The sequence below is a fragment of the Planctomycetota bacterium genome (assembly GCA_018242585.1).
Classification (GTDB): Bacteria; Planctomycetota; Planctomycetia; order Pirellulales; family PNKZ01; genus JAFEBQ01.
In genome coordinates this window covers 31010-47615 of the sequence record JAFEBQ010000029.1, presented here as the reverse complement: position 1 = coordinate 47615, position 16606 = coordinate 31010, and the positions used below count along the sequence as shown (strand labels likewise).

The 16606-nt window shown below is 63.5% G+C and carries 2 protein-coding genes; both read right to left on the bottom strand.

The features are described from left to right. Positions 1-98: 98 nt before the first annotated feature. Complete coding sequence (locus tag JSS27_14900; GenBank protein MBS0210231.1) at positions 99-5261, bottom strand: protein kinase; 5163 nt, start codon at positions 5259-5261, stop codon at positions 99-101. Positions 5262-5281: 20 nt separating this feature from the next. Then, positions 5282-16456 (bottom strand): cadherin domain-containing protein, encoded by an 11175-nt coding sequence (locus tag JSS27_14895; GenBank protein MBS0210230.1) that lies wholly within the window; start codon positions 16454-16456, stop codon positions 5282-5284. Positions 16457-16606 lie beyond the last annotated feature (150 nt).

The following is a 16606-nucleotide window of genomic DNA, read 5'->3' as shown; positions in this document are numbered from 1 at the left end:
GCCATGTTATCGACGATGGCAGGCGTCGCTGGCAAGTGGCGTGCGGCTAGGCGCGGCCGAGTATTGCACTTCCAAAAGGCGCGGGCCGTCGACGCAGTTCACCTTTTCTCTTCGGCCTGCATTTCCCTCCATTCGATTGCCGGCCAAATAATCACGGTGCCGTCACGACTAGCCGACAGGGCGGCATGACCATCCGGCGAGAAACAAACGCTCGTGACCTCCTGGCTGTGTTCCTTGAGCGAGAGGATTTCCTTGCCGGTTCGCGTGTCCCAAAGCTTGACCGTGTTGTCTTGGCTGGCCGTCAGTGCTCGCTTGCCGTCGGCGGAAAGCGTCGCGGCGTTCACGCCCGACGTGTGGCCTGCCAGCGTGATCAACTCGCGACCGCTCGTGGCGTCCCAGATTTTGGCCTGATTGTCGGCCGCGGAGGTGATGATGCGCGTGCCGTCGGCGCTGTATTCGGCCCACAGCACGCCCCACGTGTGTCCCGTCAGTTGGCGGAGTTCGCGCCCCGTCGAAGTGTCCCAAATACGACAGGTCTTGTCGGCCGAGGCGGTGACGACCGTCTTGCCGTCTGGCGCAAACGCCGCGCGTGTGACGCGATCGGTGTGGCCGGTAAAGGAACGAATGGCCTTGCCAGTGGTCGCATCCCACAGCCAGGCGGTCTTGTCGTCGCTAGCCGTCAGCACCCAACGATCGCGGCGGTCGAACACGGCGCTATTGACGTAGCCGACGTGCTGGCCGGTGAGTTTCAATTCGGCAAGCCCGGTCGCCACATTCCAAATCTTGGCCGAGTTGTCCCAGCTTCCCGTGACGATCCGCTTGCCGTCGGTCGAGAAATGCGCGCTGGCCACCGCGCCATGTCGATGGAATGTTTCCTCCAACAGCCCGCTGGCGGCGTTCCACAGCCGGGCCTCACTACCGCCGACTGTAGCCAGTTTTTTGCCGTCGGGCGAAATGGCCGCCGCCCAAGCCGAGCCCCCCGATTCGGCCAGATTCAACAAGGGACGACCCGACTGTTTGCCAGCCGCCGCAAAGATCTCGCGCTGGGCCTCGTTGTCCCAGAGATGGACCGCTCGATCCGCGGCGCTTACCGCCAACACGCGCCGACCATCGGGCGAAGCGGTCACAAAGCTGATCGCGCCACCGGCAAAGCTGAGCGTGTCGACCTCCTTCGCCGTTTCGACATCCCAGCGGCGCACCAGATTGTCTTCGCAGGCCGACAGAACTTTGCCTCCTGGCAACATGGCCAGCGACGTAACGGCCTTGGGATGCTTGAGCACGAGCGCGGTCAGTTCTTGTCCCGCCGCGACATCCCATTGGCCAATCGTGTTGTCCAGGCTCGCCGTCAGTAGCCGGCTCCCCTCGGGCGAGAAGGCCGCCGCGGTAATCTTGCGTGAATGACGCAGCAGGGACCAGGCTAGTTCACCCGAGTCGGCGCGCCAGACATTGCAGCGACCGCTCGACTCGCCCGTGAACAGCCAGCGACCGTCGCGCGACAGGGCTACGGCCGTGATCTCGGTGCGATGCGCTGGCAGCTTGCGCACCAGCGCGCCGTTGGCCGCATCCCATAGCTTGGCGGTCTTATCGGAACCGCCGGTGAGAATCGTTCGCGCGTCGAACGACAGCGCCGCCGCGGCGCTGCGGCCCGTGTCGTTCAGTCGCAACAGTTGCGTACCCGAAGCGGTGTCCCAAACCAAGGTCGTGCCATCGACCGCGGCGGTAAGCAACTTCTTGCCGTCGGGGAAGAACAGTACCGTCGAGGCCAGGAACGTGTGCCCTTCTTCAAAGGTCTTGTCTTCTTCGCCCGTCCGAGCGTTCCAAATCTTGGCGGTTCGATCGCGGCTGGCGGTGACGACTTGCTGGCCATCGGGCGAGAAACTGGCACAGAGGACCGCGTCGGCATGCCCACGCAACACACGTTGCCCGATGACGCGGACCTCTTCGTACTTGTCGACGTCCCAGAGCTTGACTTGCCCATCGTGGCCGCCGGAAAGAACATATTTGCCATCGGGCGAAAAACAGCAACTGCGAACCTGGCCGGCGTGGCCACGCAGCGATTTTAGCAGCTTGCCGGCCGCGACGTCCCAAATATTGATGGCGTTGTCCAAGCCGCCGGTGGCCAGCCGTCGGCCGTCGGGCGAGAAAGAAAGGGCGTGAACTGCGGCCGTGTGCGCCTTCAACTCGGTGATGGAGAGCGCGGCCTGTTTGGCCGAGAGGACCGCGCTGAGGCGGAACGGCTGCACATCGCCCGCTTTCCAGAGCAGAGCGCGCTTGTCGTAACCGCCAGTGGCAACGCGCACGCCGTCGGACGAAACGGCAACCGCGTACACCGCCCCCGCGTGGTTGCGAACGGTTCGTGGCGGCCGGCGCGCCGATGTGCTGCCGGCTTGAATCCCGATCTCGTCGGCAATCGACCAGACAATGGCCGTGCCGTCCTGGCTGGCGGTGATGATTTCCGCCTCGTTGTGCGAAAAGGCGGCTGACCAAACCCACCAGCTATGGCCGCCCAGCGTGCAGATCAATTGGCCGCTGGCCGTGTCCCAAAGTCTGGCGGTGCCATCGTACGAGGTTGACAGCAACCGTTCGCCGCGGCGAGAGAAGACGAGCGACAAGACCGAGTCGGTGTGTCCCTCGAAGGTTCTGATCAATTTGCCGGTATCGGCCGCCCACAGCTTGATGTAGCCCCGCTTGTCGTTTCCTCCCGCCGCCAGGCTCTTGCCATCGGGCGAAAAGGCGACCCCGTGGACGTACATCCCCCCATAGGGAATCACCCGCTGGGATGTCCCCGCGGGAAGGTTCCACACGCGCACCTGGCCGTCCCAGCCGGCGCTGGCGCAGCGACCGCCGGCGGCGTCGAACGCCACGGAACTGACCGGTGCCGCCGCGTCGAGCGACAGCATGCTTTGCGAACAGAGATAGCGCAGGCGACCCCATTCCCAGTGCCGGAGTGCCGGCGGGCATTCATCGAGCAACGAGGTGGCCCCCTCGAAAGCGTTCTCGTCGATCTTGGCCGAGGCCAGTCCGATGCGCGCCAGATAGGCCTGGTAGATCTCCGCTTCTTTCGCTTGCTCCGCGCGATCGCGCTCGGCACGGGCCTGTTCTTCGGCGGCCAGCGCGCGGTCACGCTGAATGCGGGCTTTCTCCTCGGCCGATAGCGCCTTGTCGCGCTCGGTCTTGGCTTGCTCCTCGGCCAACCGGGCGCGGTCGCGCTGAATACGAATGCCAAAGAACGCCACGGTGACGACCAAGACGATCGCCGCCACTAGCCCCGCCGCCACGCGCTTGACGCTTTTCAAGCGGTGCTGGCGCGCGTCACGTTCGCTCCGCGCCGCCGCGATCTGTTGAGCCAACGCCGAGTGGGCGGGGTCGCTGTCCACCAGCAATCCCGCCGCCAGGTCGAAGTCGCCTTTGCCCAGCGCGCAGGTGGCGTATTTCAACCGGGCGATCGACAGACAATCTCGGGCGCGCGCGTTGCCATCCCAGAGCGACAAAGCCTCTTCGAGCCCGAACAAGGATCGCGCAAACTCCGGATACTCGCCCGATTGGTCGGCGTTGGCCAATTCTTCTTCGGCGCGAGTGGACAGAGCAATGCTTTCGGAATGCGCCAGGTAGCCACGGATCGCCGCTTGGAAATCGCGCACCGAGGCATGGCGGTCTTCCTGGTTCGTGGCCATGGCGTGCAGAGCGATGTCCACGAGCTCGCCGCTCTTGTCCGTCGGCTGGATTTCATTGCGAGCGACGGCAAACAAACACTGCGACACGTTGGTGCCGGTGTGCGGCGGTTTGCCCGTGACGATCTCGTAAAGAATGGCCCCGAGCAAATAGATGTCGCTGGCCATGGTGATCCGTTCGATCGGTCCCAAGGCCATTTCCGGCGCCATGTAGGACGGCGTGCCCCCCATGCTGTGCGATTGCGTGATGCTCGCCGATTTCCGGAACGACGCCGATGAATACGCCAGGCCCCAGTCCATGACCAACACTTCGCCGAATTCGCCCAGCATCACGTTCTCGGGCTTGAGATCACGATGGATCACCCCGCGCGAGTGGGCAAAGGCGACGGCGTCGGCCACCTTGAGCAGAATATCGATGTTCTCAGTGACGGTCTTCTTGCGAATCGTCTTCAGCCAAGGCGTCCCTTCGACCCGCTTCATGGCGTAAAACAGCGCGCCGGCGTCGTTGGTCCCCAGATCGTACATCGGCACGATGTTGGGATGGTCGAGGTCCCCGGTCACCACCGCTTCCGAAAGGAACTTCTGCCGCTGTTCCTGATTGCGCGCCATGTGGGGCTTGAGCATCTTCAGCGCCACGGTGCGGTCGACCGACGCCTGGCGGGCGGAATAGACCACCCCCATGCCCCCTTCACCCAGCACCTCCAGCAGTTCGTATTCGGCCGCCACCAGCGAGTTGGATTTCAGGTCGCGCATGCTGCGCGGCTTGATGACCAAACTTTCGGTCGGCTTGCCTTTGGCCGAGTCGTCGACTTTGAGCGATACGTGGGGAGCTTGCGGGGTCGAGAGCTTGTCTCCCCAGACGTTCGATAACCGCGCCTCGAAGTTGAAGGACTCGTCATTGCCGCCCCCCGCGCGCAAGTCGCGGGCAAAGTCAGAGGACAATTGATCCGAATCGCAGGTCGCGTCGAGATTGATCCCCGTGAAGCTGCCGACGCCGCCGGTATCGTGACCGACAGGCTTGTCGGGCAGCGGCGTCGAGTCGGTGGTTTGCATCACGCGCGGATCGGAACCGCCGAGAAAGTCCCCCTTGGAAATCTCGTTCGAGTCGCAAGTCGCGTCGAGATTGATCCCGGTGAAACTTCCCGAGCCGCCGCCATCCGGGCCGGCAGGGATCCCCGACAGGGGCGTGGAATCCGTGGTCTTCATCAGCCGTGGATCGGAGTCGGTCAGAAAATCGCCGGCCTTCTCGATCTCGCTCGAATCACAGGTCGCGTCAAGATTGATTCCCGTGAAACTCCCCGAGCCGCCGGCATCTGGAGTGGCAGGTGTTCCAGACAGGGGCGTGGAGTCCGTCGTCTTCATCAGCCGCGGATCGGGCGCGCCGCCGTCAGCGTCATGGGACGCTTTCGGCTCAGCGGCGCGGGCGTTTGGGTCGGACAGGGCGGCGGAGTCAAACTCGACGGTAGCCGCGGGCGAACGATGATCGGTATCGGTCAGGCGGGGCGGCAACGACTTGCCACACACGGCGCAGCGCCGAGCCGACTGGTCGGCTTCAGGCACTTCTGCTTTGCAATGAGGGCAAGTCGGCATGATCGATCAGTCTGCTGAGGTTACTTGGGTTTGCGACGACCACGATTTCGAGCGCGCCAGGGGGAGTAAGCCTTGAATCGCTCCATCGCCTTGTCGACTCGCTGTTCCCAACCAGGGGCGCCGGCAAAGATGGCGGCCCCGCCCGACAACATCAATGCCGCCGCGGTTGACGAGGCGGACATGCTGCCAACGGCAAGGCCTTCGATATCTTCGGCGGGGGCTGAACCGCCGTGTAGCGCCGCCGACTGCTCGACCAGCGCTGGGCCAACGGCCCCGGGTTCGCCTTCAACAGCCAGGGCGAGGCGCGAATCGTCCCGCGCGGCCGGCTGTCTTTCCGGCGACCACTGGGCGCTGGGCGGACGGTCGCGGATGCCTTCCAATTGATCGGACGATTCGCCGGCTCGGCCGCCACGGACCTTGATTTCCATCACCTTTCGCATCGACTGCGAGTCGCCTTCAAACAGGTAAACCTCGTAGTGCCCGTCGGGCAACTCCTTGAAGAGCAGGTTCAAGTCATCGAGCACCTTCTCACCCAATTGGACGTTCTCGCCTTCCTCGCCATTGGGGAGCACCAGCTTTAAGATGACGATTCGTTCAGTTACCTGGTTCGTCTCAACCACCGTGACCGCCAATTGCAGCACACGCGTCTCGGCAATCGGCGGGACGATTGCATCTTGCACCGTCACAAGCCGAATCGCGACGGGAAACGTGAGATGAGCAATTTGAGGGGTCGTGTCGATGCGCACGGGCTTCAGCCCTTCGCCGGGAACCGTGACCGTGACCGAATCCTGGCTCAACACGTGATTGATGAAATTGATCCGATTGTCGCCTTGCAGCGTGACATTGATGACGATTGGCGAGGCGGAGTTCGACGTGTTCGGATTGGCGGTGTAGATGTGGTTGGCGGTGAACGTGCCGGGGTTCAACAGGTTAAACACATCCAGCGTTCCATCCGACCAATTGACGACGGCCGTGAAGTTCGACTCGCCCGCGCGCCCATAGTCGAACGTCACGCTCGATTCGCCCAGCGACGTGACTTCCGGTCCCGATAGATTACTTAATTGCGGAGGAACGTCCTCGATGGCGCCCGTCGCACTACGCACGCGCACGTTCGACCCGAAGACCACCTGGTCCCCTGCCGAACCGGTGATCGTGCCTGTGCCCACCACCGAGACGTCATCGGCAGCGCCGCTGTCGAAAAGGTACAGGTCGCGAGCCGCGGTCATCGAGATGCTGCCGTTTCCGCCCGTCGCCGCCAACTGCGCCGCAACGATCAAATCGTCGGCATTCGTGGTGAGCGCGATCCCTCCGCCACCCGACTCCAGGATGCTTTGCACCACGTCAAGGTCGCCGTCGTTGCTGACGATGATCCCGCCGCTCGAGGCATTCGTGATCCCCGCTACACCGTCCACCGTGCCGACGGTCAGGTCAGTGCCGTGATTCGCGAGCTGAATCGCGCCAGAGGTGGAGTTGCTGGCGGCTATTTGCTGCACATTGGTGTCGAGTGCGTCGCTGTCGCCGATGCCCGTCGCGGCACGCAGCGCCAATTGCGTGGCGATCACCTTGGAGTTGCTTCCGCCGCCGTCCACGATGCCACCGTTGTCGGACGTAAGATCGACAACCGAGTTGGCGGCTGTCGCGTCAATCGGCTGATCGAGCGTCAACGCATTCGTCGCGCGCAGCGTGACATTGCCCGCCGAGGTGACGCCAGCCGTGTTCACGGTGCCGACGGCCAGCGCGTTGGCATCGCGATAATTGACGGGCCCCGTCACGTTGGCGGCCAGATTGGTAACATCGTTCGCGGCATCGGTCAGCGTGAAGTTACCAGTGCCAAGCAGTTCCAAGCCGGTGGCACGGATATTGTCCCCCGCCCCCTGAGTGACGGCGCCCGCGGAGTTCAACGTCAGGTTGGCGGCGTCCAGGTTGATGGGGTCGCCAATCGTCAGCGGCCCCCCCGTCACCAACGACACGTTGCCGGCATTGGTTTGCACGCCCGTCACACCGTCGACCGCGCCGATCGCCAGGTCGTTGCTGTCCTTGAACCCTAGCGAGCTACCGCTCCCAGAAAGCTGCGCCGCCAACGTGTCGACGTCGTTGCTTTGCGTCAGGGTGACGCTATTCGCCGCTTCGATGGCCAGATTGGTTTCTTGAATCGTGCCCGTGCCGCTGATGCCTCGGCTGGTGATCAGGTGCAGCACGCTCGTCCCCGCCGGCGCGATCGGCGCGCTGATCGTGATATCCCCCGCAGTCGAACCGCCGATGCGGAGCGTGCCGGTGAAGATGCGATTGAGTTCGGCGCTCGTAATGCCCAGCTTCCCTGACGTGTTGCTCCCCAAATCAATCGGCTGCAAGCTCGACTCGTTGCGCACGGTGACAATGCCCACCGGCGTGGTGTTCAACGAGCCGTTGGTGGTATCGAGCTGCATGTCATCGGCGTTAATCGTGATAGCGCCGCCGGCGGTATTGACGGCGGCGTTCACGGCCAGGTCGCCAGCCGAAACATTCAAGGCCGTGCCCGAGACCGCGGCAAGCGTCGTTGCGCCCCCCAAGGTTGCCGTCGTGCCGGCGCTGACCGTGAGCGTTTGCAGCCGCTGGCTGTTGTCGCCCACCGCTCCGGAAAACGTGGCCAGCCCCGTCGCGTTCACGGTGGCGCTATCCAGCGCGTCGGTCGTGCCGCGTAGCGTGCCGGCAAAGCTAATATCAGCTCCGGCGAACGTCGTGGCGTGGCCGGCCGCCGCCAGCGTCACCGGGTCCGTGTACGTCTGATTGCCGGTGGTGGTGACCGAGCCGCCATTGATGGCCGTCGTTCCGCCGTTGTTTACCGTCAGACTGGCCAGCCGCTGAGTGTTATCACCGACCGCGCCCGAGAACGTGGTCAGCCCCGAACCGCTGACCGCGAGGTTCTCCTCGCCATCCGTCGTGCCGCGAACGGTCGAGGCGAACGAAACATTCACGCCCATCAACAGCGTGCTATTCGCGGCGGCGTTCAGCGTGACGGCGTCGTTGTAAGTCTGGTCGCCACTGGTGGCCACGCTGCCGCCATTCAGCGCGGTCGTGCCACCGGCGTTGGAAAACACGCTGGCGGCGTGGACACTAGCGCCGTAGGTCGTCGTGCCCGTGCTGTTGACGATAATCGCGCCGATCGCGCCGTTCAGGCCAGCGCCAATCGCGTTACTGACCGTGACATTGCCGCTGCCGGCATTGATCGTCAAATCGCGCGCCGTGGCGGTCGCGTTGTCCACCGTGCTGTTCAGCGCCACGGCGCTGTCGGTCGTATTCAATGTGACATTCGTGCCCAGCGTCACGGCGCCGCCGTACGTCTGCGTGCTGGCGGTGGTGATGGTGCTGGTGTTGATCGCCGCGGCAACCGACACCGAAAGCGTCGTCAGGCCGGTCACCGTGTCGGCCGCCGCGTCGCCGAACACGGCATTGCCAACGATGGCCAGACTGTGGCTCGCTCCCAGTATCTTGTCGAGGAACGTCGCGTACGAAGCGGTCAGCGTGGCGTCGCTGCCCAGCGTCGTCTGGCCGGTGTAGGTCTGAGTGCCGGTGCTGGTGACGTTGGTGGTATTGATTGTCGTCGCGCCCGACACTGCCAGCGTCGACAACCCGGTGACCGTATCGGCCGCCTCGTCACCAAACACGGCATCGCCGGTGACCGTCAGACTCTTGCCGCCTCCGATGACCTGACCCAGGAACTTGGCGGCGGTCGCCGTATCGACGACGTTGCCCGTCAGCGTGACAGGCCCTTGGAACGTGATCGTATGCCCCGCGGCGGTCACATCGCCGGCCGTCGAGACCGAACCGCCGGCTTGCAGCACGTCGCCGCCGGCAGTGATGTCCGCGGCCGCCGCGATGTCCATGTGCGTACCGACGTTCAACGTCACCGCGCCGACGGTGCCGGCCGTGGTGACAATGGATTGATTGAGCGTAATCTGCTCGGCCGTGATCGACAGATTACCCGTTGATTTGGTCGAGCCAAGCGCCAAGGCCGCGTTGACCGTCACCGCGTCGGTTCCCGCGCCGCCGTCGATGGTCATCGCCGCCTTGAAGGCGGGACTAATCGAAGCGATGGTGATGTTGTCGTTGCCCCCGTCGGCGTTGAGGGTGAAGGACCGGGTCGGATTCGTCACCGGCGCGGGCAGATTCGAATCGACAATCGAGATCGTGTCGGCCCCCTGCCCCGCGTTCACCGTCAACACGCCCAAACCGGCGTACGTCAGGTTGCCGCCGCCAAAGAAATTCTCGGCGCGCGCGAACGGCATCAGCTTCAGCGTGCCGGTCCCCGACGGCGGCTGCGTCAGCCAGCCCAGCGTGGTCAACCCCGTATCGAAGCCGCTGCCGGGTACGTCGGCGTCGATCAATCGAATATGGTATTGCAGGTAATCGCCGGCGCTGGGATTGAACGTATGTCCGGCGTCAACGATGGCGGCCAGCGGAATCGAGAATTCGTACAGCGAGTTGCTCGCGCCATTGGGGCTCAGGAACGAGCCGGTCACATTGTTGGCCGGCGAGACGACCGCCGAATCGAGCTGCACGACCGGCGTCGCGCCGTTGTTCAAATAGATGTCGATCATCACGCGGCTGAAGGGGCCGTTGGCTGTCCCCGGCCCCGCGGCATAGGACTGAATCAGCCCGTACAGGTTGGTATCGTCCCAGGCAAAGCGGCCGATCGCGCCGTCCAGGTCATAGCCACCCGCGTTGGCGGCCCCGTTCTGGTACATGGTGCTTACGTCGCTGGCGCGGAGGGCCGAGCCAAAGACCGCGATATCGGCAAGCTGGCCATTGAAATACTGTGCCGAGGTCTTGCCGTCGCGGCCAAAGACCCAATCTCCCGTCTTGCCCGCCGCTTGTGACCAGTTCGTCGAGCTGGACGTGTTATTGAGCACCGTGCCGTCGGCCTGGCCGTTGATGTAGATCACGCTGGTGTGCGTGGTGTAGTTCCAGGTGACCGTGACCTGGGTCCACTGGTTGAACGGCAGCCGAGTGTTGCTGACGATGATGTCTTGATTGCCAGTGGTCGTCTTCTCCCACGGCGAGAAGACAAGCCGATCGTAGAAGTCGGCGTTGCCAAAGCTGGCGCCGGCGTTGTTCTGCCAAGAAATGCCCAGGCTCAACTGCTCGTTCGAGTCTTCGACCAGGTACGAGAAGCCGTTGGCCGAGTTGTCGACCGCGTGGGTCGCGGGATTGACCCACAGGGTGATCGACCCCTGGGTCTTGTCGAACTCCAATGAAGAGCTATCGCTCGCGCGCAGGTAGCTTTGCGCGCCGTCGAACACAACCGAGTTCAGCGTCTGGCCCGTGCCCGAAAGCGTCGGCCCGCCGCCGACGTTAAACGTGACCGGCGTGGGCGCGTTGCCAATCAGCAGCGCGACGGACGTGCCGCCGTTGCCAGCCACCGTGGTCGTGCCAACCGCGTTGTCAAAGTTCCAGTAGGCCACCAGGTGGCCAGTGCCAGTTCCCACCGGATCGAAATCGCCATGCGATGAAGCTTGCACCGTCCCCACGCTGGCCGAGAGCAACTGGCTTCTTTCACCAGCGCTGAGCACGGTGTTGAAGATGGCCAGATCGTCGAGCTTGCCCGCCAGATTGCGCCCCGCGACGGCCGGATCCTTGCCAATGGTGAACAAGCCGTTAATCGTGCTGATGACACTGTTCCAGCCGGCAATGTTCTGGTCGAAGCCGCTCAGGTAGCTTTGTTCGGCGCCATTCTTGTAGATGCGCATCGTCTTGCTGGTGAAGTCCCAGGTGTAGGTCATGTTGACCCACTGGCCGATGGCGCCGCGGTCGGGGCCGTTGTCGATGACAAAGTCGCCCCCCGACGTGTTGATCCGGCCGTAGAACTGACCGTTGCTGTTGGGGCGATACTGCAGCTCGAAAGCCGACGTGCCTGGCCCTTCCAAGAACTCGTTGCGGTTCGTGCCGTCGGTCATGAAGGTCCAAAAGCTGATCGTCCCGGTGTTGCCGAATTCCAGGCTGCTGTCGCTAGGCATCTGGAAGGTGGCGTAGCTGGAACCGCCGTCGAATGTCAGCGCGCCGCCAAACTTGCCCGACGACGGTTGAAATTGCGCCAAGCCCGACGTGTAGAGGGTGATCGACGTGCCGCCGTTGCCCGCCACGACCGTGGTGCCGGCCGGATTGTCCAGGTTCCAATACGCGATCAGGTTGCCGCCGTTGCTCACCGAATTGAGCGCGCCGCCAAACTGCGCTTGCGCGTCGCCGACCGAGCGGCTGACGCTGCCGCCGGCCCCTTCGATCTCTTGCAGTTCCGTCGAAGTCAGCGCCTTGTTGAACCAGGCGACGTCGTCCATCAGACCTTTGAAGTAGCGCGTCGAATCGGTCGGATCGCGCCCCATGTACATGTTGACGATGGTCGTATTGACGACGGTGGTCCAACTGGTGATCGTCGAATCGAACCCGACCAGGTACGGCGCCACCTCCGCGCCGTTGACGAAGATGTGCATCACGCCGCTGTTGGCGCTGGTTTGCTGCCAGGTGAACTGCAGGTTGGTCCACGCTCCTTGCAGGGATGCCGCGCCGGTATTCTGGATGGCGGTATCGAGGCTGTTGTTCGGCGAGGCGTAGAACTCGCCGCTGGTGTTCTGCCGGTACTGGAACTCCATCGCGCCGGGTGCGCGGAAGAACGTGTTGCGCCGCGTGGCGTCTTGCATCAGCGTCCAAAAGCTGAGCGTCCCCTGCGCGCCGACATTGAAGCTGGGATCCTGAAACCAGGCAAAGTCGCTGGTGCCATTGAACAACAACGCGCCGCCGAACTTGCCCGCGTTCGGCTCGAAGATCGGCCCCGGGGGCGTCGCCAGCAAGCCCGTGTTGCCGTTGCCGCTGGTATCGGCCGTGGTCGTGCCGGACCCTTCCGAGAAGGTATAGAGCAGCTCGGTCTGCTGGTTCGAGGCGGGACGCGCGCCGGTGTCGAACGCAATCGGCACGCTGTTCCACTCGATTGGCCCAATGCTCCCGTCGATCACGGGCGAGGCGGCCCCGGCATTGTCCACGGCAGCGCCGGCCGGAACGGGGGAACCGCCGATGGTCGTGTCGCTGATCGAGAAGGTGCGCCCCGTGCCGTCCCCCGAGTCATCCACCGTCAGCGTGTCGCCGTCCTGGCCTCCGCCGTTCACGTAGATCGGAAAGGTGACAAAGCTCACCGTGCCGCCCGACGAGAGCCCATTGCTCGAGATCAAAAACGTGTCGTTGCCACCCTGGCCGTTCAGCGTGGTGGTCGCCTGATACGCCGCGTCGGTCTGTTGTAAGGTGACCGAGTCATCTTGCGGGCCCGCGTTCAGCGTCAGCGTGCTGGTCGGATTTACGAACGCGGTCGAGGGGCTGTTGTTGCTGGTAATCAGCGATTGCCCCGAGACGCCCGTGTTTGCCCCCAGCACAATCGCGTTGGCCGTGGCGAGAAAATCAAAGATGCGGTTCGCGGCGAACAGCGTGTCGGTAATCGACTCGACGCCGGTGTAAACGGCGAGCGAGCCATCGACATTCACTTGCCCGTCCAGCGCGTCGGTATACGTGTGGTCCACCGAGACGACGCTGCCGTTTTGCAGCAGCAGACGATCGGTCCCCGAGCCAGCGTTGAACGTCACGTTGCCTGCGGGAATCGGATTGCCGCTGGTCGAGTCGAGCGTCAGCGTATCGTCGTGCGACGAGCCGGTGACCAGCAGGTTGCTGATCGAGCCGGCATTGCCACGAAAGACGAGCGAACCGTTGACGGTCAATTCCAAGCTCGCCCCGTTGCGCTGGGCGAAGAACGTATCGCTAGCACTCCCCGAAGGATTGGCCGTGGCATCCACGGCGACGTTGAACGAGGGAAGGCCGCTAAGGCTATCAACCCCGGTGAACAGATCAGCGCGACTACTCAATGACGACAGCGTGCCGGCCCCCTGGCCGGTAACCGTGTAGAGGGGACTGCTCAAGCCGGTCAGGTTCAACACCACGTTATCGCCAGGATTGGTGGCGATGTTCGGCGTGCCGGCGTTCACCGTGTAAGCGGTGGTCGCGCTCGGCTGCACTTGAATTGAATCGGCGCCGTTGCCCGTGTTCAGCGTAAGCGAGTCGATGCCACCGTAGGAGATCGGGATGAAGTTCGTCACGTTCACTGCCGTGGGCGCGAGCGAAACGGTGTCATCCGTCGAGGTCGTGGCCGCCACCGCGTGCAGCGCGCCGATATACAACGGATCCGGATCGAACGTGGTGCTCGCATAGCTGGTAAAGCTGGCCAACGTGCCAGGATTGGGCAGATAACTGCTCGTCACGCCATTGTCGTTCGGCAACACCACGCCCGAGCCGGTGGAGCTTTGCATCCGATCGGCCGAGGTCATGTTCACCAGCCGGATGGCGTCGATCACGCCCCCCGTGGCGATACCGAAATCGCTCAAATCAAACTGCGTGGCAAACGCTCCGCCGCCGCTGGTATAAGTGGCAAACGACGTGGAAGGCTTATAGACCCAGGAGCTCCAAGTGTTGGTGTTCGGGTCATGCACCTGGACCATGTACGCGTCGGGGGCGTTGGCGTTGCCCGATTCGTAGATGACAAAGTCATTGCCCGCGACGTTGGCCAGAGTGCGCCCCTGGTCCCAACTGACGACAAAGCCCCCTCGGTTGCTGGTGCCGTTGTTGGTGATGTCGGGCAGATTGACGGCCGTCGTGGTCGTGCCGCCGCGATTGAACAAACTGCCAATCGATAGCGCGGGGTTGTAGCCGGTCGTGGTGCTGGGAAAGCCCGAGATCGCGCCCGTGGTCACCGCGGGGCGAGTCTGGATGCTGACTCCCTGTCCGCCGGTCAGTGCGCCGGTGCCAAGTTCCGAGAACACGTTGGGCGTGGCCGACTGGTCGAATGTCACGCCGGCAAACGAGAAGGTCTGGCTGGCCGCGGACGTCGCCGCGTAGCCGGTGTTCACCACCAGCGCGTTGTGCTGTGCCGCCGCGCCGCCGAGCACTTGCAACTGGGGCGAGTTGCCGGCGAGCGCGAAGTTACGATTGACTTGCACCGTGTCGTTCGCAGCGCCCGAGACATCGACCGTGAGCGACTCGACATTCGACAGGGAAACCGTCGTGGTCCCGTCCGCGACGGTGGTGCCGCTGAGCGAAAGCGTCTGCCAGTCGGTCACGCCGAACAGCGTCACCTGATCCGAGTCGGTCGGTGTGCCGCCGTTCAAGCTGATCGTCGACGGGATGCCAGCGCCGCCGAGCGTGGCGTTGATCTGATCGGGCCCCGATCCGGTGTTGATTCCGAGCGCCGCGATCCCGCTGTAGGTGATCGTGGGAGTCAACCCGGCGGAGCTGCTGACCGCCACGGTCGTGTTATTCACCGTGACGACGTCAGCGTTGATGCCGCCAGCCGAAGCCAACGGATGCAGCGCCGCCACATAGAGTGGATCGGGATCGAGGGTGGCATTGCCATAATAGGCAAAGCTGGCCAGCGGGCCCGGGTCGGGCAGCACGCTGCTCGTGGCGCCGTTGTCGCCGACCAGCACCTGGCCGGAACCAACCAACACGCCGCTGCCCGAAACCTTCTCGACGCCGGTTCCCGCAATCCGATCGGCCGCCGTCAGATTGGCGTAGCGGATGCCGTCGATCGCCTGGCCGTTGCTCAAGCCAAACGTCGATAGATCGTACGCCACGGCGAAAGCGCCTTCCGTGCTCGAACCGACGTAAAAGTCTCGCGAGTTATCGGGCTGGTAATACCATTGCGTCCAATCACCGCCGGCAACGTGTACCTGGACCATCGCGCCGTCCGGCCCGCCGGGATTGGACGACGATTCATAGATCACAAAATCATCGCCCGCTTGATTGGTCAGCGTTCGCCCGGCGGACCACGACAACTGAATCCCCGCGCGCACTGTGGCCCCATTATTCCCCGAGGGCATATTGACGGCCAGCGTCCCCGATGTGAGCGAAGGATTCAGCAGTCGGCCGATGGACAGGGCGGAATTGAAGCCCGTGCTACTCAGCGGAAACGCCACACTACCGGTCGGAGGGTCAGGCGTGGCCGTGATCACGATCCCTTGTCCGCCGGTGGGCGTGCCCGACAAGGCGGCGGCCACGTCCGGGGTATCGCTTTGGTCGAAGTTGAATCCGGCAAAGTTGAACTGCGGCGACGTGAGCGCCGGGTCGGGCGTGCTGACGGTGAGCGAATTATTCCCCCCCGAGCCAACGACCGAGACGCCAAAGGTTCCCGACAGCGCGCCGACCTGCAGCGAGTTGTTGCCACCCCCCAGGTTAATCGTGACCGAACCTGTCGGGTTGGTGAACAACGTCGACTCGAACGTGCCGTTCAAACTGCTTAGTAGCGACTGACCGCCCCCCGCGTCTTGGAGAAGCGCCTGCACGTTGCCGTTGTTCAGATTGAAGACAATGTTGGTCGCCGTACCCGTGTTCGTCAGCGGCTCCAAGTTGCGATAGTTAATGGTCCGCGACGTCCCGTCGAAGTCGACCACCACGTCGCCGTCGTGAGCGTTGAGATAGTCGTAGGTCACCGAGGGCGCCCCCACGACCGTCAACGTATCCAACCCGCCGTCGGGCTGGCCGAGCCCGTCGTAGTCGAGTCCGCCCACCGGCACGGGATTGCCGCGCGTAAAGTCGACCGTCAGCGTGTCGCTGGCGCTCGAACCGGTGACTCTTAGGTGGCTGACATCTTCCAGCGGCTGGCTGAAGAGGGTGTTGTCCCCTTGGACCACTTCCAGCTTTCCGCTGTTCACCGTCACCGTGGCGTTGCCGCTGAACGAAACGGCGGCCGGCGCAAACACGTCGGTCAGGTTGATTTGCACCTGGGTGGTGGCCGTCGCGCCATTTTGATCGGCAACGCCAATTGTCAGGTCAAACTCAGGATGCGTTTCAAAGTCGAGCTGGCTGGCGTCGGTGACGGCAATTTCGCCGGACGACGGATTGATGAGAAAGGCGTTGCCCGGCGACGCATCGAGAATGCTATACGTCAGTTGCGGCGACGCCGCGTCCGAGTCGGTGGCCGCCACGGTCCCGACCACGGTTCCCGCAGCGCTGTTTTCGGCCACGGAAAACGCCTGGCCAGCCGGGACGTTGACGGACAGCACGCGGCGTTTTTCGAGCTGGCGAACGAACAGCGGAGGGTGCTGCTCCTGGTGGCGCTGAGCTTTACGCCGACGAGCCGCCTGACGGCAGTGGTTCGCCCACAGTCGGTCAATCCAGCCCCGGAGAAGCATTCAGGCCCTTCCCGACAGCCAAACCATCCCTGCTTAGCGCTGAAGTGTCGTGATGACAACGGTTTTACCGCGAGAAAATGGTGATCCTCGATTATCGCTACTCCCCCTATAGGCGTCAATCTTTGCTCCATCTAAACCGCTGAATTGGCG

Coding starts and splice junctions, on each gene's coding strand:
- JSS27_14895 (MBS0210230.1), bottom strand. CDS start 16,456: ATGCTTCTCCGGGGCTGGATTGACCGACTGTGGGCGAACCACTGCCGT.
- JSS27_14900 (MBS0210231.1), bottom strand. CDS start 5,261: ATGCCGACTTGCCCTCATTGCAAAGCAGAAGTGCCTGAAGCCGACCAG.